This is a genomic window from Dermatophilus congolensis (genome assembly GCF_900187045.1).
GTDB classification, from domain to species: Bacteria; Actinomycetota; Actinomycetes; order Actinomycetales; family Dermatophilaceae; genus Dermatophilus; species Dermatophilus congolensis.
Genome location: NZ_LT906453.1, coordinates 801,978 through 821,759, shown reverse-complemented (window position 1 = coordinate 821,759; position 19,782 = coordinate 801,978). Strand labels below are relative to the sequence as shown.

The window sequence follows — 19,782 nt, the reverse complement described above, 5'->3', positions numbered from 1 at the left end:
GCGACCCAGCGCCTAACACCCCCACCACCCTGGGAGCCCCTCATGATCTGGTTCCACCTACTCATTGCCCTCCTCTTCATCGTCATCGGCGCCAGATTGGGGGGAATAGGAATCGGACTCGCCGGAGGCGCAGGCGTCGTCATCCTCGTCGCAACAGGCCTGCACACCACCGCCACCAAAGACGTCCCCTGGTCCGTCATCGGCATCATCATGGCCGTCATCTGCACCGTCGCAGCAATGCAGCTCGCCGGAGGCATCGACCACCTCGTCCACCTCACCGAAGTACTCCTACGCAAACACCCCAAACACATCACCTACCTAGCACCCTTCGTCACCTACATGCTGTCCCTGCTCTGCGGCACCGGACACACCGCCTACTCCGTCATCCCCGTCATCGTCGACGTCGCCAAAGAACACAAAATCCGGCCCTCCCGCCCCCTAGCCATCGCCGTCGTCGCATCCCAAGTCGCCGTCGCAGCCTCCCCCATCTCAGCCGCAATGGTCGCCCTAGCCGTCGCCCTAACCCCCCTCAACGTCGGCTACCTCCAATGCCTAGCCATCGTCATCCCCACCACCTTCATCGGCTGCATGATCGGCGCATTCGTTTCCTCCCGCCAAGGATGCGAACTCGAAGACGACCCCATCTACAAAGAACGTCTAGCCCAAGGCCTCATCCGCAAAAACGCAGCCAACACCACCCACACATACAAACCCGCCCCCAGCGCCGTCCCCAGCCTCATCATCTTCCTCATCGCCCTCATCCTCGTCGTCACCTACGCCACCGTCACCTCAAAACAACTCGGACTCATCGCCCACGCCCCCATCGACTCCACCTCGGCCATCATGGCAATCATGCTCGCCGCAGCAGCCCTCATCTGCGTCGTAGCCAAACAACCCACCAAACTCATCGCCACCCAAAACACCTTCAGCTCCGGCATGACCGCCGCCATCTGCATCATGGGACTGGCCTGGCTCGGCAACGTATTCGTCGGCAACTACATGGAAGAAATCAAAGCAGCCCTCGCTGCCCCCCTCCAGGCACAACCCTGGCTCGCAGCAGTCTTCTTCTACTTCGCCGCACCACTCATGTTCTCCCACGCAGCAACCACCACCGCATTCATGCCACTGCTAGTCAACCTCAAACTCCCCGCAATCGCGCTCCTGGCCAGCTACCCCGCCGTCGCCAACTACTACCTCCTCCCTAACTACCCCACCACCGTCGCAGCCATGGAAATGGACGACACCGGCTCCACCCGCGTAGGTAAATTCGTCCTCGACCACCCCTTCGTCCTACCCGGAACAGTGGCCATCCTCGTCACCGTCATCCTGGGCTTCATCACCGCACCACTAGTCGCCTAACTCCCCACCCGCGGTGGATGAGCCCGCCGACACACAATCCAGCTCATCCACCGCAACAACCGACAACACCATCAACACACACGTCGCCACACCAATCGCCCCGAACGTCACCGCAGCAACCACCACATTGCTCGGCTCCTCATGAGCCACTAAACCCAACGCAATCAACACCACCCCAGCAGCCACCGACCCCGCCAAAGCCACCACCCCATACGCAACCACACCCCGCACCGACACAGACCCCTCTAACCCCACATCCCGACCGCGCGACCTCAACCACACAGCCACCAACACCGCAACACCAGACCACAGCGCCAACACCCCCACCGCAGCCACCACATCACTAGGCCGATGCCACCGCATCACCACAATCACAGCGCCAGCCAACGTGCACGCAAACGCCGACAACATCATCAACGGCACCCGCACCAGCCGAGGCACAACCACCAACAACGCCAACGCCAACCCCGTAATCACCGTCATGTGACCACTAGGCAACGTATTCTCCGCCCCAATCCCCACATCACGACGCGGAATCACCACCTTCCCCACCTGCGTCGTCACATTCGCCAACCCCACAAGAACAACCGCAAACACCGCCAAATCCCACCGACGACGCAACAACGCAATCCCCACCACCACCAACAAACCCACCGCCACCGCAGGAACGCTCACAAGCGTCAACACAGCGTCAAACCGCTCATTCACCTCCGGCGGCAACAACGCAGACCAACGAGACCGCTCATCCACACGCTGCCCCAACCGCGTCCACACAAAAAACGGAATCACCACACAAAGCAGCACCACCGCCGCAACAACCAAACCCGCCCCAAACAGACACGCCCGACGCCCAGCACCACCAATCCGCTCCAAAAAACCCGAAAACACAACACGCTCACAACGACTCAACTGCATACTTCCGCTTCCATAAAAATCAACACTCACAAAACCCCAACAGCATCCGCCACCAGCACCCACGCCAACGACGCCACATCCACGCAACAGCAACAAACCCCCTCCCCCACCCGACGCCCAACACAATGTGACCGTTCCCGCACCCCACCCCAACACAGCTCACACGCACAACACAGACACCCCCGCTACTGTGGGAAACACCCCCTATCCCCCACACACCGAGGTAACCATGAACCCCGCCACCGACACCCCGACCTCCGTCATCGTCGTCGGCGGAGGCGTCACAGGACTCCTCACCGCCCGCCGCCTCTGCCAAGCAGGCCTAACCACCACCCTCCTCGAACGCAGCCCCCGCACCGGCGGCCAAATCCACACCACCGAACTCAACAACCTACCCATCGACCTCGGCGCCGAATCCATCCACCTGGCACACCCCGGCATGCGCGAACTCGTCGATGAACTCAACCTCACCCCCAACCTCACCGGCTCACGCCCAGGCACCAGCTGGCTGTGGACCGGCACACGCCGACGCCCCCTACCCGAAGGCGTCGGCCCAGCAGGCCCCACCAAAATCCTGCCCGTCCTCACCTCCGGCATCCTCAACATCCCAGCCCTAGCCCGCGCCGGCCTCGAACCCCTCTACGCACACCTCACCGGCCGCATCGACCTGACCCCCGGACACGACATCTCCGTCGGCGAATTCGTCACCAACCGATTCGGCCACGCCGTCACCAACGCCTTCGTCGACCCCCTCCTAGGCTCCCTCCACTCCGGAGACGTCAACCGCCTCAGCCTCCGCGCCACCTCACCAGCCCTCATCCCCGCAGCCACCCAAGGACGCTCCCTCCTACGCCGCCGCCAACCAAAAACCACACACACCACCACCCCACTCCCCATGTTCGCCAGCTGGCCAACCGGCCTAAGCACCCTCACCAACACCCTCCTACGCGACACCAACGTCACCGTCGAACTCGACGCCAACGTCACCACACTCACCCGCCACACCACCGAAACCGGAACAACCACCTACACCCTCACCCTCTCCGACGAACGCCAGCTAACCGCCGACGCCATCGTCATCGCAACCCCCGCACACACCGCCGCCAACCTCATCCGCCCCACCACCCCCACCGCAGCCGCCATCCTCGACAACATCGAAACCGCACACACCGCCACCATCGTCATGGCCTTCCCCCGCCACGACGTCGCACACCTACCCGCGCTCAACGCAAACGGATTCCTCATCCCCTCCGCACACGCCCCCCTCCTCAAAGCAGGAACCCACCTCGACCGCAAATGGGCACACCTTGACGACGGCAAAAACACCCTCTTCCGGCTCTCTGTAGGACGCGCCGGAAACAACCTCCTCGCCACCCTCGACGACGACGCACTCATCGACCAAGTACTGCGCGACCTCCACACACTCACCGGCATCAACACAAAACCAGCCATGACACACATCCACCGCTGGAAACCCGGACTGCCCCAACTCACCGTCGGCCACACCGACCGCATCACAGCCGTTCGCACCGACCTAGCCACCTCACTACCCGGAGTAGAACTAGCCGGAGCCTCCTACGATGGTCTAGGAGTAGGAGCCTGCGTCACCTCCGCAAACAAAGCCGCACAACGCCTGCTCAAACACCTCGACATCACCAACACCCCGGCACACACAACACAGCCCTAACCACCCACACAAAAGAGGGTGCGAGCGCCACACAGCACCCGCACCCTCTTTCGCTACACCTCTACAGCATTAGCAGAGGCCAACTCCTTTGGGGATTCACTCCCACTCGATGGTGCCCGGCGGCTTGGACGTGCAGTCCAGAACCACCCGGTTCACTTCTTCGACCTCGTTAGTGATACGGCTAGATATACGTGCCAACACTTCATACGGCAGGCGCGTCCAATCTGCTGTCATCGCGTCTTCCGAAGAAACAGGGCGCAGAACAATCGGGTGGCCATACGTACGGCCATCGCCCTGCACTCCTACGGAGCGCACGTCAGCCAGGAGCACCACCGGGCACTGCCAAATGTCACGGTCCAGCCCGGCGGCAGTGAGCTCTTCGCGTGCGATGCGGTCGGCGTCTCGCAATGTTTCAAGACGCTCTCGCGTGACTTCACCAATAATGCGGATACCCAAGCCCGGGCCAGGGAATGGCTGACGCCACACGATTGCCTCAGGCACTCCAAGTTCGAGACCAACCTGGCGCACCTCGTCTTTAAACAGGTCTCGCAGCGGCTCAATGAGAGCGAACTCAAGATCATCAGGAAGCCCACCAACGTTGTGATGCGACTTGATGTTGGCTGTTCCCGAACCACCACCAGACTCAACCACGTCCGGGTAGAGGGTGCCCTGGACGAGCCACTTGACTGGATGCTCTTCGTCACCGCGGTCAGTCACAATGTCACGGGCAGCGCGCTCGAACGCGCGAATAAACTCACGGCCAATGATCTTGCGTTTGGTCTCGGGGTCTGTCACGCCAGCGAGAGCTTCCAGGAAAACATCCGCTGCATCGACAGTCACAAGGTCAACGCCTGTGGCAGCAACGAAGTCCTGCTGAACCTGCTCCGCTTCTCCAGAACGAAGCAGACCGTGATCAACAAACACACAGGTCAGCTGGTTACCCACCGCACGCTGCACCAGCGCTGCCGCAACAGAGGAGTCCACCCCACCAGAAAGCCCGCAAATAACGCGGTCCTCACCGACAGTCTGGCGAATCTTCGCTACCTGATCGTCAACAATGCTTGAAGCATTCCAATCACCAGGAAGTTCCGCAGCCTTGAGGAAGCTTTCCAAAAGTTTCTGACCATAGTGAGAGTGGTGTACCTCTGGGTGCCATTGGACACCGAACAGACGACGAGCCGGGTCCTCAAAAGCAGCCACCGGAGCACCGGGAGAAGTGGCAGTGACCGTGATGCCTTCGGGCATCTCAGCGACAGCATCACCGTGGCTCATCCACACGACCTGAGTGTCAGGGCTGCCCTGGAGAAGAATGCTTTGGCCGTTGCGGCTAATTTCGGTCGATCCGTACTCACGGCTACCGGTGCGAGCCACCTCACCCCCCAGAGCGTTCGCCATGGCCTGGAAGCCGTAACACAACCCCAGAACAGGGATGCCAGCTTCCAGAAGAGCCGGGTCAAGGGCTGGGGCCCCATCGGCATAAACAGAGGACGGGCCACCAGAAAGAATCACTGCCCCTGGATTACGGGAAAGGATTTCAGCGACAGAGGTGGTGTGCGGAATTACCTCCGAATAGACGTTCGCTTCCCGGACGCGTCGCGCGATGAGTTGCGCGTACTGGGCTCCGAAGTCCACGACGAGGACGGGGCGAGAATGCAGGTCGGCGCTCACTCCGGTGAGTGTAGTGCTTGTGTGTCCACAGGTGCGATGCCAGCACCGGTGTTGAAAGACACCAAAGAGCTACACCTGCGGGTTACAGCTCCCTTAGGAGTTCAGGTGAAAACGAGTGCGAATTTCTTGAGTCACTTTGTGCTCCACCCAGAAAGAAAGGAAGGGAATGCACCCGGAAAGCATGATGCCCAACGTTTTACCCAACGGCATACGGGTGGTGCTGGACAGGGCGAAGGTGACAGCGATGTACACCATGTACAGAACACCGTGAGGGATCTGCCACCAGTCGAGCATGTGATTGTTGAAGCCGTATTTGAGGACCATTTCGAGCAAAAGAAGCAGTAGACCAACACCGACGATGAAGGCCATGACCCGGAAAAGCATGAGTGAGCGAGCAATTTTTTCTTGGTCGTAAGGCAGTGAGGGTGTGGTCATGGTTTTTCTCCTGTGGGGGTGTCTTTCCAGGGGTCGATAGGTGCAGTGGTGGCAGTTTCGCCTCGCGCTATCGCTGCGTCGGTGGCGGCGTCGTCCCGAACCATGCGTATCCACATATATACGGCGAAGGCGGCGAAGAACCACCACTGCAGGGCATAGGCGAGATTGCGCCACTGGATACCACCTGTGTCGGGCTGTGGCGCAGGGATGGTCTCAGGGCGCCAGCTGGTGATGGGGGTGGCTTTCCCATCTGGTCCGGGTGTGGTTTCGGTAGCGGTGATAACGAAGGCACTGTAGGTCTGGGTGTTCCAGGTGTTGACCAGATGGGCGAGGTCGATGGTGGCGACTTGCCCACTGGGAAGGAGGGTAGGTTCGCTGGGTGCAGATTCAGGTGGAGCAAGCACACCGGTGACAGTGACGGTGCCGGTTGGTGGGGGCTGTACGTGCGCGGGATCTCGGACCCAGCCACGCACGACAGGCACGTAGGCGTCACCGGTGTTGAGCGGTGTCATGACCCACGCTCCGGCCTGGCCGTTGTTTAAGCGCGGGGTGACGATGAGTTGATGTTCGGGTACGTAGGCGCCGGTGGCAGTGACTTTACGTCCGACGAGCTGCTGAGTGAGGGGGTGATGAGGTGGCAGGAGGCTGTTGATGGGGGCGTAGGGCTGTGAACGTGCATATTCGGCTGCCTCACGTTGCTGTTTGGCTTGGGCGACGTCGAGTTGCCAGAAGCCGAGCCACGTGAAAGAGACAACGACCAGGAGCACGAGCAGGAGCAGGCCGAGCCATTTGGGTTTAAGGGCGGTCCGCAGCACGGGTCCACCCTATCGAGAAGAGCTAGGCCAGCGGGGTTTGCTGGCGTGGCTTACATCATGGTGAAGCGTCAATGTTGTTTTTTGGGAGTGTTTTGGGGCCGAGGATGGCTGTTATTCCGTTTCCCTCGGCCCCGCTGGAGTAAGAGATGATCAGGTTTAGGCCCTGCTGCAGTCGCTCCTAGTCGTGGGGTTACTTACCGAATGTGGCTCCGGTGACGACACCAACACGCTGGAAATCTTTAACGTCGACATAGCCGGTGGTGGCCATGGCGCGGCGGAGCGCACCAACGAAGTTGGTTTTGCCGCCAGCTGCGTGGGCTGGGCCGAAGAGGATCTCTTGCATGGTGCCGAGCGCACCTACGGCGACGCGCTCGCCGCGCGGGAGTTCGGGGTGATGGGCTTCTGCTCCCCAGTGGTATCCGCCGCCGGGGACGTCGGTGGCTCGGGCCAGGGCCGCGCCGAGCATGACGGCGTCAGCTCCGCAAGCGATGGCTTTGACGACATCGCCGGAGCGCCCCATTCCTCCGTCGGCGATGACGTGCACATAGCGGCCGCCGGATTCATCCATGTAGTCACGACGGGCTGCTGCGACGTCGGAGATGGCGGTGGCTAGTGGTGCCTGGATGCCGAGGGTTTGCTGGGTGGTGAGCGCTCGCCCTCCGCCGAATCCGACGAGGACACCTGCGGCTCCGGTGCGCATGAGGTGCAGTCCGGCTTGGTAGGTGGCTGCGCCACCGACGATGACTGGTACGTCGAGTTCGTAGATGAAGCGTTTGAGGTTGAGGGGTTCAGCTTCGCTGGAGACGTGTTCTGCCGAGACAGTGGTTCCGCGGATCACGAAGATGTCGACACCGGCGTCGATGACGGTTTTCCAGTGTTCCTGGGTACGTTGCGGTGTCAGGGAGCCAGCAACGGTGACGCCCGCTTCGCGCATTTCTTTGAGCCGGGCGGTGATGAGTTCGGGTTTGATGGGTTCGGCGTAGATTTTTTGGAGTAGAGCAGTAGCTTCGGCTGGCTCGGCTTCGATGATTTGTTGCAGGTGCGCGGTGGGGTCTTCGTAGCGGGTCCATAGGCCTTCGAGGTCTAGGACGCCCAGTCCTCCGGATTGGCCGAATTGGATCGCAGTGGCGGGACTCATCACTGAGTCCATAGGAGCTGCAATGAAAGGCAGGTCGAAGTGGTAGGCATCGATCTGCCATGACGTTGAGACGTCACGCGGGTCGCGGGTGCGGCGTGAGGGCACTACCGCGATGTCGTCAAGCGAATAGGCGGCGCGTGCGCGCTTGCCCCGGCCGATCTCAATCTCAGTCACGGGTTAAGGCTAACGTGCAGATCGGGTCGTGGCGGTGACGGTTGAGTGTGCGGTGGGTGTGTGCTGGGTGTGCGGTGGTGATTCCCGTTTTTGGAAAAATCTTGTGTGTTTGGTGTCACATCGGGAACCTTGGTTGAACGGTTTTCGTTGGAACAGAGCGTTAGTCACATTTTCGGGAAGGTTCACTCTCGTAGGGTCTTGGCTTAGCTGAGGCTGTATGGGCGGAACCACAGAAAGGGGCATAGTCATGAAGGGCATTCGTATCGCTACTGCGATCACCGCGACCACTCTTCTGTTGGGTGGTGCCGCATACGCCGCTCACGCTGCCGTGTCTGCGCAGGACCCGGTCAGTGGACACTCCTGGCACCTGGTGATGCCGGGCGTCGACTCCAAGATCACTAAAGACGCGAAGTTCACCATCAAGAAGGACGGCACCTTCGAGGGCGAAGACGCCTGCAACCACGTTTTCGGTAAGGCCAAGGTTGCTGACAAGACCATCACCACCTCGGGTCTGGCCACGACTCAGGCTGCTTGTGTCGATGACAAGGTGAACAAGGTCGCAGATGTTTACCACTCCATCTTCGAGAAGCCTGCGAAGTTCGAGTACAGCGACAAGAAGCTCACGCTGACCACTAAGGACGGGGCTAAGTACACCGCGGTCCGCACCGACTGATAGGTCGATCGACTGTTGTAACCGTGCACGGTTTCGGTGACGGCTTATGCCGCGCCATCCCGGGGTTGAGTTTTTCTTCCGGTGAGTATCGGCACCGAAACCGTGCTTTTAGAGTTGGCAGTTTGTTTATCGGTTAGTTCGTTGTGCTGTGCCTGCTGTTGTGGTGCAGGTGTGCGTTTGTGAACGCATTGAAGATGGCCGCCGTGTGCGTGTTGCTTCCGCTTATTGCTCGGTGAGTTCTTCTTTTCCACCTCATGTGGGGGTGGCGTGTTCTCAGTTCAGGCAACTGTCGGTCCGTGAGGATGAACAGTTTTCTTGATGGGTTTTTGAACACGTTCGCATGTGTGGTGTTTTTCCTTCGTCGCCCGCGCGTTCTGCCGTGCTTCCCGAACCCCATCTGTGGGGCGGCGCGCGGGCGAGGAAGCGTTTTTGCGTAGTGTGGTCTTTACCAGCTGCTGCGTGTGAAGTTCGCGGATGAGTTGCGGTGGCGGGCTCACTGGATTGTGTACTGCGGGCAGGTCCTGGTGGGGCTGTGTTTTGTCGGCTCGTTCCTTATCTTTCGCGAAGTCATCTCAAAAATCCGGAGTTTCAAGAGCGTTGAGGGTTCCTGCAGCCGTGAGACGGTGGACGTATGCGTTCTTGTTGTGCGGTGTATGTCGACGCCGGATACCTCCTTGCTTCCTCATCCATGTTGGTGAGTGGCACTTCTTTACGGGCTGCGGTGAGCATTGATCACGCTTTGCTTATGAAGAGGCTCGCCGAACAGGTGGAGCGCGACAGTGGCTTACCTCTTCTGCGCATTAATTGGTACGACTCTGGTAATGCGGCGACGGGTCGTGCGGATGCGACACAGCAAGCGCTTGCTCTTCTTCCTCGGGTCAAGGTGCGTTTGGGGCGGCGTAGTTATTCCGGTGAGCAGAAGGGCGTCGATCTTCGGCTGGGGTTGGATTTGGTAACGCATGCCCGTAATCGGGCTGTTGATGTCGCGTATTTGCTTTCTGGTGATGATGATTTGACCGAGGCGGTGGAGGAGGCGCAGCTGCATGGGGTGCAGGTGAATGTGTTGGCGGTGCCTGATGCGCAGGGGCAGGCGTATGCGGTGGCGCGTCATCTGCAGATGGAGGCCGATGGGGTGACGGTGATTGATCAGGAGACTATTCCGGCGGTGGTGAAGAGGATTCCGCGTCCTGCTTCGTCGGTGGAGGGTGAGGTAGAGGGGTGTGGGGTGGATGCGGGTTTGGAGGAGTCAGCGCAGGAGTCGTTGTCGGGCCGGCCGACTCCGGCTTTGTTGGATAGGCGGCGGCCGCATCCGGGTGATGTGGAGGTGGGTGTGCATCTTCCTGCGGATGCTAGTCCGGTGGTGGAGCCAACTCAGATTGTGTATTCGAGTGATGTGGTGAGTACTGACTGGGTGTTTGAGCAGGTGTCTGGTGCGGTGGAGGCCAGTCCGGAGAGTATTGATGCGGTGTGTCGCAGTGTGTTGGCGGCGTGGTTGGAGGCTGCTACTGATGAGGATTGGGATCGGTTGTTGCAGCGTCGGCCTACGGTTCCGCCGGAGGTGGATCGGGCTTTGTTACGGGATTTGTCGTTGCGGATTGATACTCCGGAGTTGGGTGAGAATGATCGGCACGCGTTGCGGGGTCATTTTTGGCAGGTGGTGGATGAGCGTCAGAAGAATGGTGTGTAGCGGGGTGGGTTTGTTGGGTGTTGTGGTGGGTTTGTGAGTGGGCCCGCTGTTCCACGGTGATTGCGTGGAATATCGGGCCCATTGAGTGTGGTGGGTTAGCTGTGGGCCATGGTGATGTTTTCGGTGTGGCTGGGGGTGGTTTCGTTGAGGTCTGTGTTGGGTGCTTGGTAGGTGTCGTGGTCGAGGAGGTTTTCGCGGGCTGCGACGACGGCGGTGATGGCGGCTTGTCCGGTGACGTTGGTGGCGGTGCGGATCATGTCGATGATGGGGTCGACTGCCAGGAGGAGTCCGACGCCTTCGAGTGGCAGTCCGATGGTGGACAGGGTGAGGGTGAGCATGACGGTTGCGCCGTTGAGTCCTGCGGTGGCGGCCGAGCCGATAACGGAGACGAAGACAATGAGGGCGTATTGGGCCAGGGTGAGGTCTACGCCGAAGATTTGGGCTACGAAGATTGCTGCGATGGCGGGGTATACGGCGGCGCAGCCATCCATTTTTGAGGTGGCTCCGAAGGGGATGGCGAATGCTGCGTAGCCGCGGTCAACGCCGAGTCGTTCGGTGGTGATGCGTTGGGTGAGGGGCATGGTGCCGACGGAGGAACGGGAGACGAAGCCGAGTTGGATGGCTGGCCAGGCTGCGGCGTAGAACTTGCGGACGGATAGGCCGGCGCCCAAGCGTAGGAAGAGTGGGTAGAGGATGGCTAGGACGACGAAGCATCCGATGTAGATGTCGGCGGTGAAGGTGGCTAGGGGGCCGATGAGGTCCCAGCCGTATTGGGCGACGGCGCGGCCGATGAGTCCGAGGGTGCCGATGGGGGCTAGGAGGATGACCCACCAGAGGGCTTTTTGGACGATTTCGAGGAGGGAATCGACGAGGTCGAGGAAGGGTTGAGCTGCGTCGCCGACTTTGATGGTGGCTACGCCGATGACGGCGGCGATGAAGACAATTTGGAGGACGTTGTTTTCGACGAATGCGCCGACGACGTTGGTGGGGATGATGCCGGTGATGAAGTCGAGCCAGCTGCCTGTGTTTTTGGGTGCGTGGGCGGCGCTCATGTCGAGTGTGACGCCGCGGCCAGGGTTGGTGATGAGGCCGACGGCCAGGCCGGTGAGTGAGGCGGCTAGTCCGGTGGCGGCGAACCAGAGGAGGGTTTGGCCGGCGAGGCGGGCTGCGCCGGTGACACCGCGTAAGTGGGCGATGGAGCTGACGACGGCGGTGAAGACGAGGATGGGGATGGTGAGTTTGAGGAGTTGGACGAAGAGGGTGCCGGTGATGTCGAGGGTGGCGGCGAGCCAGGTGATGTTGGCTGTTCGGGCGATGAGTCCTAGGGCGACTCCCAGGACGAGTGCGAGGAGTACTTGGACTGTGTAGGAGGGGAATATGCGGCGTTTGGGTGGGGCGGTTTCGGTCGACATGCGTGTGCCTTTGTTCTCGGTGTGATGGTGTGGCGGTTAGGCGCGTGTCGGTGTGTTTTAGCCCCCACGCCACTCAGTGCGTTATGGATAACCAAACACTATGTGTGTTTATTTCGCCAGTTGGGGCTAGTTGTTGTGCATGGTTTGGATGGTGGCGAGGGTGTGGTGGATGGAGCGGCTGTTGCGTTGAGGGATGCGCAGTAGTTCGTAGAAGGTTGGTAGGTGGGTGTTGTCGTAGCGGAATGTTTCGGTCAGCAGGGTGGTGGTGGCGTCGACGGGGTCGAGGTCGTAGCGCCAGTGGTGTCCGCCGGGGTGGCGCCATTCGATAACGCGGTCGGTGGTGATTTCGGTGGCGGTGCTGGTGATTTTGTAGCGGATTGGTCCTAGGCGCATTGCGACGGTGAATCGGTCACCGAGGTGTAGTTCGCGTGGGCCGATGACGGTTGGTTGGACTGTGCCGGAGCCGTCGAATTCGTGGTGCCGGTGGGGGTTGGCGATCATTTCGAAGAGGCTGTGTGCCGGTGCGTTGATGAGTGCGCGTTTGGCTACCTGGTGGGATGGGCAGTCGATTGTTTCGATGTCGTGAATATTCATGTGGTCACGTTACGCATTGCATTGGCTTTATTTGGTTGTGTTTACGTAGCGCGGGCGTGGCGGTGAGGTGAAGGGCTGGGGTGTGGTGGTTTTTGGGTGAGGAGGTGCATGTTGCGGATTTGGTAGCCGGCGACGAGTTCGTCCCAGGTGATGGTGGGTGGGGCATGTAGGTGTGGTTTGAGGGCGAGCAGGCGGGTGAGGAGTACGTCTGTTTCGAGTAGTGCGAGTGTTTTTCCTGGGCAGGCGTGGGCGCCGTCGCCGAAAGCGAGTCCGGTGGCGTCGATTCCGGGGCTGGTGGTGCGGCCTGGGTGTAGGTGGTGGGGGTCTTCGCCTACTGCGCTGGGGTCTGTGTTTGCGTTGCGGATGTTGATGTCGATGAGTTGGCTGGCTTTGATGCAGGTGGTGGGGTTGGGGTTGATGTCGGTGGTGGCGCGGCGCCATATGTGCCCGACGACGGGTTCGAGTCGGATGATTTCGGCGAGGGTGGCTAGGCGTGCGGGTTGGTCGCTGGTGAGGTAGTGGGTGCGTAGGTCGTGGTTGGTGAGCAGGTGCCAGGCGGCCATGCAGATGAATTCGCGGGTGGTGACCATTCCGGCGGTGCCGTAGGTGATGGCTTCGATGAGGATGTCGGTGGTGGTGGCGTTGTGGGCTAGGAGGTGGCTCATGACGTCGTCGCTGGGGTTGCGGCGGCGTTGTTGTAGGGCGGGCCGAACGTCGTGCCACCAGAATTGGATGATGGGTTTGAGGCCGTTGCGGGCGGCTTGGAGCCATTGTTTGTGGGTGCGGCCGAGGTCTTTGCGGGTGATGTCGAAGGGTGGTTGGTTGAAGAAGGTGGTGAGTCGGTGGGACATGGCGGTGATGCGTTGGTGGCGTTGGGTTTCGGTTTCGCCGGGGCGGTTGTGGGTGAGGCCAACGATGTGGGCGGTGACTTCGACGGCGTAGTGCAGGGCGAGTTCGTCGAGGTGGATGTGGCCGTGGTGTTGGGTGGGGTCGAGTGCGATTTCGGCGGTGCGGGCCATGAGGGGTTGGTAGGTGGCGACGACGGTGGGGGCGAAGAAGCGGGCGACGTGGCGGCGTTGTTCGTCGTGGAGTGGTCCGTCGGAGATGAGGATGGGGCGGTGTTTGGTGTGGATGTGGGGGATTTTTTCGGCGGTGAATCCGGCTTGGGTTGTGTGGTGTCTGGCTCGGAGTATGTGGCGGGCGGTGTGGAGTGATCGGATTCGCCAGGCGCCGTTTGTGAAGGTGGCTAGGCAGTTGCTGGTGGGGGGTGGTTCGTTGGGGTGGTTGGCGCGTCGGTGGCTTGGGGTGGTCATGGGGTGTCCTGGTGGTGGCGTGGGGTGTCCTGGTGGTGGCGTGGGGTGTCCTGGTGGTGGCGTGGGGTGAGGTTGGTGGTGGCTGCGATGAGGGTGGCGCGGGTGTCTGGGGGCAGGTTGGCCCATTGGGTGGTGAGGGCGTTGAGGAGGGTGGGGGCGTTGGTGGTGGGGTCCATGATGGCGCGTTGTTTGTGTGCTGGGAGGTGGTTGTAGGCGTCGAAGAGGTTGAAGGTGTGGTGTCCGTTGAGGCGGGTGAGGGCATTGAGGGCCAGGCGGCGGATGATGGTTGTGGCTGGGGGTGCCGGTGGGAGGTGGCCGTGGTGGATGAGGGTGTGGGCGGCGGTGTCTGCGGCGGCGAGGCTGGCGAAGACGCTGTAGCCGGTGAGGGGGTTGTTTTGGTGGCTGGCTGCGCCGAATCGTGGGTGTCGGTGGTGAGGGGTGGTGGGGAGCATGGGGATGTGGACGTGTTCGGTGGTGCTGGTGGGGTCTGGGTGTATGCCGTGGCGGGCTAGGCGGGTGTGGAGGCGTTGGGCGAGGTGTGTGGTGGGGATGGGGGGTGTGGCGGCGAGGATGGTTTCTTCGGTGAGGATGCGGCCGTTGGGTAGGGGGATGGTGTAGCAGAAGCTGGCGGTGTGGTGTCCCCATGTTGGGGTGCCGTCGTGGGGGCGCCAGTCCATGAGGACGGCGTCGGCGTCTTGGAGTAGGGGGGCGGCTTGGGTGGGGTGGAGGGTGATGCCGTAGGCGGTTTGGATGGGGGTGTGTGCTGGTGGGGGGTGCTGGTTGCCGCGGGTGTCGATGACGATGGGTGCGAGGGTGTGGAGTTGGTTGGTGTTGATGGTGGTGGTGTGGATGGTGACGTTGTCGAGGGTGAGGGCTTGTTGGAGGGCGGGGGTGTCGAGGATGACGTATTCGTCGAAGAGGGGGGCGCGGTGGTTGGTGTGGATGACGGTGGTGGGGGCGCGGGTGGTGGCGGTGTGGGGTGGGAGCCAGGTGGGGAGTTGGTGGGCCCAGCCGCCGAGGGTGTGTTTCCAGGGGCGGTGGGGGTGGGGGTCGTAGGCGGTGACGTGGGCGCCGTGGGTGGTGAGTCGGTGGGCGAGTGCGCGTCCGGCGGGCCCGAGTCCGATGATGGCGATGTCGGTGTTCATTGGGGGTGGGGTGGGGTGATGAGTCCGTGGGTTGCGGTGAGTGCTTTGCGCCAGGTGGGTAGGCGTAATCGTTTGGAGAAGATGTCGTAGTCGGCGTTTTCGATGAGGTTGAGGATGCGGGAGTAGAGGACTCGGGCGGTGGCGACGCAGCGTGCGGAGGCGTTGGGTAGTAGGGGGATGCCGGTGTCGGCTTGTTGGTAGAGCTGTCTGTTGCGGGCGATTTGGAAGGTCATGAGTTGGCGCCAGGGTTCGTCGACGTGGCCTTGGGTGGGGTCGGCGCCGAAGTGGCGTAGGTCTTCTTGGGGGATGTAGATGCGTCCGCGGTCAAGGTCTTCTTTGATGTCGCGCAGGAAGTTGGTGAGTTGGAATGCGAATCCGAGGGCTCGGGCGGGTTCGCGGGCGTCGGGGTGGGTGGCGCCGAGGATGGGGAGCATCATTTCGCCGATGACGGCTGCGGATCCGTCCATGTAGTGGAGGAGGTCGTTCCAGGTTTCGTATTTTTCGGTGTCGAGGTCCATGGCCATGGCATTGAAGAAGCGGTCGAAGCATTCCATGGGGATGTGGGTTTGGCGTACGGAGGTGGCGATGGCGGCGAGGGTGGGGGTTTCGTTGGCGGGGTTGTCGATGGCGTTGTGGAAGCGGTTGGCGAAGGTGGTGAGGGCGTTGCGGGTGGCGGGGATGAGGGTGGGGTCGTGGGTGGCGTTGGGGGCGTCGACGATGTCGTCGGCGAGGCGGCATAGGGCGTAGATGGCGTGGACGTGGCGGCGTTGTGGGGGTGGTAGGAGGGCTGCTCCCCAGTAGTAGGTGGTGCCGTGTTTCCAGGTGAGGTGGCGGCATTGGCGGTAGCCGAGGGTGAGGTGGTTGTGGGTGGGTAGGCGGGGGGTGAAGGTCATAGGTGTTTTTTCCGTAGGTAGTTTCTGGTTCGTTGGGCGGCGAGTTTTCCGCTGATGAGGACCATGGGGACGCCTACGCCGGGGATGGTTGCGGATCCGGCGAAGAAGAGGCCGGGGATGCGTGGTTCGTGGTTGGCGGGGCGGAAGGGGCCGGTTTGTCGGAAGTGGTGGGCTAGGGCGAAGGGGGTTCCGGCTGCCATGCCGAGGTTTTTCCAGTCCAGGGGGGTGATGAGGCGTTCGGTGATGATGTCTGTGGGGTAGTTGTTTTCGTCGAGGAAGGCGTGGAGTCGTTCGCGTATGTGGGTGGTTTCGGTGTTCCAGTCGATGTTGCCGTTGAGGTTGGGGACGGGTTCGAGGATGTAGAGGGTGTGGGTGTCGGGTGGGGCGAGGTGGGGTTCGCCGAGTGAGGAGATGGTGACGAGGCGGGCTGGGTCACTCATGAGGGTTTGGTGGTTGATGAGTTCGGTGAAGCAGTTTTCCCAGGCGTGGCCGAAGTGGATGTTGTGGTGGGCGGCGTTGGGGGGTAGTGGTCCGCGGGCGCCGACGTGCCAGACGACGGCTGATGGTGAGTAGGTGGGGTTGCGTAGGGGGCGGGGTAGGGGGAGGTCGGGTAGGAGGTATCGGTAGGCGGTGGGTGTGTCGATGGTGCAGATGACGGCGTCGGCGGGGATGGGGCCGTCGTTGGTGTTGACGCCGACGGTGCGTCCGCCGCGTCCGCGCATGAGGCTGTGGACGGTGGTGTCGTAGTGGATGGTGGCGTGGGGTGCGAGGGCTTGGGCCATGCCGTGTGGGATGGCGCCCATGCCGCCTTCGGGTAGGTAGACGCCGCGGAAGGTGTCCATGTAGGTGATGAGGGCGTATACGCCTAGGGCGGTGGTTGGGGATAGTCCGGCGTAGAGGGCTTGGAAGGTGAGCATGCGGCGGAGGCGTTCGTCGCTGATGCGGGTGTTGATCATTTTTGCCATGGGTGCGAAGGCGCCCATTTTGAGGAGTTTGAGTGCTGCTTGTGGTGAGCGGAGTAGGTCTAGTGGGGAGTCGAAGTTGGTGTCGATGAAGTGGGGTAGGGCGGTGGTGTAGAGCTCGGCGAGGAAGGGTTCGAGTTCTCGGAGTGCTTGTGCGTCGTGGGGTCCGCAGAGGTGGTGGATGTGTTGTGCGGTTGCTTCGGTGGAGTTGCGGATGAGTAGTTCGCTGTGGTCGGCGAAGACTCCGCGGTAGGCGGGGTCGAGTTGGCGCATGGGGACGGCTTTTTGTTGGGATGAGCCGATGGCGCGTAGGGGTTCGTCGAGGAGTTCGGGCATGGTCATCACGGTCGGGCCGAGGTCGAACGTGAAGCCGTCTTGGCGTATGCGTAGGGCGCGTCCTCCGGGGCCGGATTCTTTTTCGATGACGAGGACTCGGTGTCCTTGTGAGACGAGGTGGCAGGCGGCGGATAGGCCTGCCAGTCCTGCACCGATGACGACGACCGTGCTCATGTTGCCCCTTCGGACGGGTGTGGGTGACCGTCACACGGATCGTATTGAGCTGTTTGGTTTTCTCCGGGATCTTGGGTTCTTCGGCGGGTCTTGCCTGGTGGGTGGTGGTTGAGGTGGGGTTACCAGGGGTTGTCGCCGAGGGCGTTGATTTGTAGGACGCTCCATGGGCTGAGGAGGTGGGGCATGGTGCGTGCTGTGTGGCGTAGGTCTTCCCAGTGGACCCAGGCGTGTTCGGCTACTTCGTTGGGGTTGGGGTTGAGGGTGGTGTGGTCGATTTCACCGACGAGGACGGGGCAGATTTCGTTTTCGACGATGCCGGAGGCGTCGGTGGCGCGGTAGGTGAAGTTGGGGATTTTGGTGCGGAGGTTTAGGGGTGGGGTGCCGAGTTCTTCGGGGACACGGCGGGTGGCGGCTTGGGTGGGTGTTTCGCCGGGGCGGGGGTGTCCGCAGGCGGTGTTGGTCCAGACTCCTGGCCAGGTGGTTTTGGTGATGGCGCGGCGGGTGATGAGGACGCGTCCGTCGTCGCGGCGTAGGTAGGTGGAGAAGGCGCGGTGGAGGGGGGTGTTGGTGGTGTGGATGTGGAGTCGGTTGGCGGTGCCGATGTCGTGGCCGTTTTTGACGAGGATGACGAGGTCTTCGTTGGGGGTGGGGCGGATGCGGTTTAGGAGTGCGCGTAGTGGGGTGTGTTTGGGTGTTGGTGGCCACGGTTGCCCGGTGGTGGTGTTGGTGGGGGTGTCCGTGGTGGGTGGGGTCACGTGGGTGAACTTATCAATGGGATTGTGTTGTTGGTGTTATCTAGTGTTTTTGGGTGTTGGGGTGTTGTGGTGTGTGTTTGGTGAGGCGGCGTAGTGCGCGGCGGGCTAGTGGGATGCCTGGTAGGCGTGGTGTGGTGGGGGTGGTCCATATGTCCGCCCCGTGTATGCCCCAGGTTTTTAGGAGGTGGTTGGCGGCGAGGACTCCGGTGGTGGCGGCGCGTTCCATGAGGGCTACGGGGTAGTCGCAGCGGATTGCGTCACCGGCCAGGACGATGCGTGGGTCGGGTGTGGTGGTGTTGGGGCGTTGGTTCCAGGGTGAGGTGTCGATGAGTGCGCAGTCGTTGCGTATGAGCCATTGTTCGCCGAGTTGTTTGGCGTTGGCGAGTTCGGGGTGGAGTCGGTTTTGTTGGTGGGTGAGTTGGTTTTTGAGGGTGGTGGGGTCGGTGTTTTCGGGGAGGGCGTAGGCGTGGAGTTCGATGACGCTGCCGTGGTTGGTGTGGGCCCATTGGTGTGCGGTTTTTTCGAATTGATGGATCATTGAGATGTTGTCGAGGGGGCCGTATCCGCTGGTGCCGAGGAAGTCTGGGGTGTTGGGGGCGGGTGGGGTGTCGAGCCAGCGGCGCCATACGGCGAAGGGTGGGGCGGTGCGTAGTTGGGTGATGTTTTTGCGCCAGGTGGGGGTGCCGAGGTTGGGGCTGGCGGTGATGAGGTGTTGTAGGGGTGTGATGTCGGTGGCTAGGACGATGGCGTCGGCGCTCAGGGTGGTGGTGGGGGTGTGGACGTTGATGCCGTGGGGGGTGGGTTCGATGTGGTTGGCGGGTGTGTTGGTGCAGATGGTGGCGCCGTGGTGGGTGAGGTATTGGGCGAGGGGTTGCCAGAGGGCGGTGTCGTATTGGTCTGCGGCGACGTCGAAGAGGAGTCCTTCGGCGGATCCGATGAAGTAGGTGTGGAACATGGCTATGAGTTCTCCGCCGGAGAATTCGTGGGGGTCGGCGAAGAAGCTGCGGGCGAAGACTTCGAGGGCGAGGTGGCGGGCGCTGTGGGGGAAGTTGAGTTGGTTTAGGACGTCTGCGGCGCTGATTCCGTCGTGGTCGGTGTAGGTCTGGGGGAAGTGCACGTCGAGTAGGCCCATGGCTTTGTCGATGTTGACTTTGGGGAGGGCGCGTAGGGGGAATGAGGGTGATTGGGTGAGGAATCCGATGAGGTTGAGTGGTGGTGTTCGGAGTATGTGGGTGAAGGAGTCGCGGGGCCCGTCGGCTAGGTCGAGGGGGTAGTCGGTGACGGGGCGTAGTGCGTTGAGGTGGGGGTCGGTGCGGCGTAGGAGTGCGCGGAGTTGGTAGTACTGGCGGAAGAAGGCGTGGAATCCGCGGCTCATGTTGGTGGGTTGGCCGTTGATGGTGATGGGCCAGGAGCTGACGCGGCCGCCGAGGTGGTTTTCGCGTTCGAGGATGGTGACTTTGACGCCGCGTTCGGCTAGTTCGGTGGCTGCGGAGAGTCCGGCGATTCCGGCTCCGATGATGATGACGTGTTGGCCGTTGGCGTGGGGGGCGCCGGTGGGGCCGGGGTGGTGTTGGGCGCGTTTGTCGCGGCCTGGTGGGTGGGGGCGTGGGGTTGGGTGTGTGGTCCCGGCCATGTTTCGCAGCCTAG

17 protein-coding genes are annotated in these 19,782 nt (G+C 61.7%); 4 read left to right on the top strand and 13 right to left on the bottom strand.

Annotation, left to right across the window (positions count from 1 at the left end):
• The first annotated feature begins 42 nt into the window (after nt 1–42).
• The gene (locus CKV89_RS03575; protein WP_028327626.1) at nt 43–1,359 is read left to right on the top strand and encodes an anaerobic C4-dicarboxylate transporter family protein; all 1,317 of its coding nucleotides are present in this window, start codon (nt 43–45) and stop codon (nt 1,357–1,359) included.
• On the opposite strand, the gene CKV89_RS11695 is transcribed toward CKV89_RS03575, so the two are convergent.
• Nucleotides 1,348–2,304 carry a hypothetical protein gene (locus CKV89_RS11695; protein WP_157728077.1) on the bottom strand — a complete coding sequence of 319 codons (957 nt, stop codon included), beginning with the start codon at nt 2,302–2,304 and terminating at the stop codon, nt 1,348–1,350. The two genes, CKV89_RS03575 and CKV89_RS11695, sit on opposite strands and share 12 nt — an antisense overlap.
• Before the next feature lie 199 nt (nt 2,305–2,503).
• On the opposite strand from CKV89_RS11695, the gene hemG reads away from it, so the two are divergent.
• A complete protein-coding gene (gene hemG / locus CKV89_RS03570; protein ID WP_154657685.1) occupies nt 2,504–3,961 on the top strand; it encodes a protoporphyrinogen oxidase in 1,458 nt (485 codons plus the stop codon).
• Nucleotides 3,962–4,057: 96 nt separating this feature from the next.
• Here hemG and guaA read toward each other — a convergent pair whose 3' ends face one another.
• The 4 genes from guaA to CKV89_RS03550 all read right to left on the bottom strand — a co-directional run bounded on the left by guaA (nt 4,058) and on the right by CKV89_RS03550 (nt 8,191).
• On the bottom strand, nt 4,058–5,629 hold the full coding sequence (guaA, locus tag CKV89_RS03565) for a glutamine-hydrolyzing GMP synthase (protein ID WP_028327624.1): 1,572 nt from the start codon (nt 5,627–5,629) through the stop codon (nt 4,058–4,060).
• A 93-nt stretch (nt 5,630–5,722) separates the two neighbouring features.
• Entirely contained in the window at nt 5,723–6,064 is a 342-nt protein-coding gene (locus CKV89_RS03560) for a DUF3817 domain-containing protein (RefSeq protein WP_028327623.1), read from the bottom strand.
• On the bottom strand, nt 6,061–6,879 hold the full coding sequence (locus CKV89_RS03555) for an SURF1 family protein (RefSeq protein ID WP_034401342.1): 819 nt from the start codon (nt 6,877–6,879) through the stop codon (nt 6,061–6,063). The genes CKV89_RS03560 and CKV89_RS03555 overlap by 4 nt, the downstream gene beginning before the upstream one ends.
• A 190-nt stretch (nt 6,880–7,069) precedes the next feature.
• The gene (locus tag CKV89_RS03550; RefSeq protein WP_028327622.1) at nt 7,070–8,191 is read right to left on the bottom strand and encodes a GuaB3 family IMP dehydrogenase-related protein; all 1,122 of its coding nucleotides are present in this window, start codon (nt 8,189–8,191) and stop codon (nt 7,070–7,072) included.
• 247 nt (nt 8,192–8,438) lie between these two features.
• Between CKV89_RS03550 and CKV89_RS03545 the strand changes: the two genes are divergently transcribed.
• Together CKV89_RS03545 and CKV89_RS03540 are read left to right on the top strand one after the other, a co-directional pair.
• On the top strand, nt 8,439–8,864 hold the full coding sequence (locus CKV89_RS03545; RefSeq protein ID WP_157728076.1) for an META domain-containing protein: 426 nt from the start codon (nt 8,439–8,441) through the stop codon (nt 8,862–8,864).
• Between the two features lie 631 nt (nt 8,865–9,495).
• Nucleotides 9,496–10,551 carry an NYN domain-containing protein gene (locus CKV89_RS03540; protein WP_028327621.1) on the top strand — a complete coding sequence of 352 codons (1,056 nt, stop codon included), beginning with the start codon at nt 9,496–9,498 and terminating at the stop codon, nt 10,549–10,551.
• A 95-nt stretch (nt 10,552–10,646) separates the two neighbouring features.
• Here CKV89_RS03540 and CKV89_RS03535 read toward each other — a convergent pair whose 3' ends face one another.
• From CKV89_RS03535 to CKV89_RS03500, 8 genes are all read right to left on the bottom strand, one after another.
• On the bottom strand, nt 10,647–11,963 hold the full coding sequence (locus tag CKV89_RS03535) for a dicarboxylate/amino acid:cation symporter (RefSeq protein WP_084441221.1): 1,317 nt from the start codon (nt 11,961–11,963) through the stop codon (nt 10,647–10,649).
• A 126-nt stretch (nt 11,964–12,089) separates the two neighbouring features.
• The gene (locus CKV89_RS03530; RefSeq protein ID WP_028327620.1) at nt 12,090–12,557 is read right to left on the bottom strand and encodes an SRPBCC family protein; all 468 of its coding nucleotides are present in this window, start codon (nt 12,555–12,557) and stop codon (nt 12,090–12,092) included.
• Between the two features lie 41 nt (nt 12,558–12,598).
• Nucleotides 12,599–13,870, bottom strand: coding sequence for a cytochrome P450 (locus CKV89_RS03525; protein ID WP_051277659.1), 1,272 nt, complete (start codon nt 13,868–13,870; stop codon nt 12,599–12,601).
• Nucleotides 13,867–15,015 (bottom strand): lycopene cyclase family protein, encoded by a 1,149-nt coding sequence (locus CKV89_RS03520; RefSeq protein WP_028327619.1) that lies wholly within the window; start codon nt 15,013–15,015, stop codon nt 13,867–13,869. The genes CKV89_RS03525 and CKV89_RS03520 overlap by 4 nt, the downstream gene beginning before the upstream one ends.
• Complete coding sequence (locus CKV89_RS03515; protein WP_051277658.1) at nt 15,012–15,908, bottom strand: phytoene/squalene synthase family protein; 897 nt, start codon at nt 15,906–15,908, stop codon at nt 15,012–15,014. Before CKV89_RS03515 ends, CKV89_RS03520 begins: the two co-directional genes overlap by 4 nt.
• Complete coding sequence (locus tag CKV89_RS03510) at nt 15,905–17,380, bottom strand: phytoene desaturase family protein (RefSeq protein WP_028327618.1); 1,476 nt, start codon at nt 17,378–17,380, stop codon at nt 15,905–15,907. The genes CKV89_RS03515 and CKV89_RS03510 overlap by 4 nt, the downstream gene beginning before the upstream one ends.
• A 119-nt stretch (nt 17,381–17,499) precedes the next feature.
• A complete protein-coding gene (idi, locus tag CKV89_RS03505; protein ID WP_231935437.1) occupies nt 17,500–18,135 on the bottom strand; it encodes an isopentenyl-diphosphate Delta-isomerase in 636 nt (211 codons plus the stop codon).
• 40 nt (nt 18,136–18,175) lie between these two features.
• A complete protein-coding gene (locus CKV89_RS03500) occupies nt 18,176–19,768 on the bottom strand; it encodes an FAD-dependent oxidoreductase (RefSeq protein ID WP_051277657.1) in 1,593 nt (530 codons plus the stop codon).
• Nucleotides 19,769–19,782 lie beyond the last annotated feature (14 nt).

Excerpts from the sequence above, each read along its gene's own strand:
- CKV89_RS03575 (WP_028327626.1), top strand. The coding sequence starts at position 43 with ATGATCTGGTTCCACCTACTCATTGCCCTCCTCTTCATCGTCATCGGC.
- hemG (WP_154657685.1), top strand. The coding sequence starts at position 2,504 with ATGAACCCCGCCACCGACACCCCGACCTCCGTCATCGTCGTCGGCGGA.
- CKV89_RS03560 (WP_028327623.1), bottom strand. The coding sequence starts at position 6,064 with ATGACCACACCCTCACTGCCTTACGACCAAGAAAAAATTGCTCGCTCA.
- CKV89_RS03545 (WP_157728076.1), top strand. The coding sequence starts at position 8,439 with ATGAAGGGCATTCGTATCGCTACTGCGATCACCGCGACCACTCTTCTG.
- CKV89_RS03540 (WP_028327621.1), top strand. The coding sequence starts at position 9,496 with ATGCGTTCTTGTTGTGCGGTGTATGTCGACGCCGGATACCTCCTTGCT.
- CKV89_RS03535 (WP_084441221.1), bottom strand. The coding sequence starts at position 11,963 with ATGTCGACCGAAACCGCCCCACCCAAACGCCGCATATTCCCCTCCTAC.
- CKV89_RS03530 (WP_028327620.1), bottom strand. The coding sequence starts at position 12,557 with ATGAATATTCACGACATCGAAACAATCGACTGCCCATCCCACCAGGTA.
- CKV89_RS03525 (WP_051277659.1), bottom strand. The coding sequence starts at position 13,870 with ATGACCACCCCAAGCCACCGACGCGCCAACCACCCCAACGAACCACCC.
- CKV89_RS03520 (WP_028327619.1), bottom strand. The coding sequence starts at position 15,015 with ATGAACACCGACATCGCCATCATCGGACTCGGGCCCGCCGGACGCGCA.
- CKV89_RS03515 (WP_051277658.1), bottom strand. The coding sequence starts at position 15,908 with ATGACCTTCACCCCCCGCCTACCCACCCACAACCACCTCACCCTCGGC.
- CKV89_RS03510 (WP_028327618.1), bottom strand. The coding sequence starts at position 17,380 with ATGAGCACGGTCGTCGTCATCGGTGCAGGACTGGCAGGCCTATCCGCC.
- CKV89_RS03500 (WP_051277657.1), bottom strand. The coding sequence starts at position 19,768 with ATGGCCGGGACCACACACCCAACCCCACGCCCCCACCCACCAGGCCGC.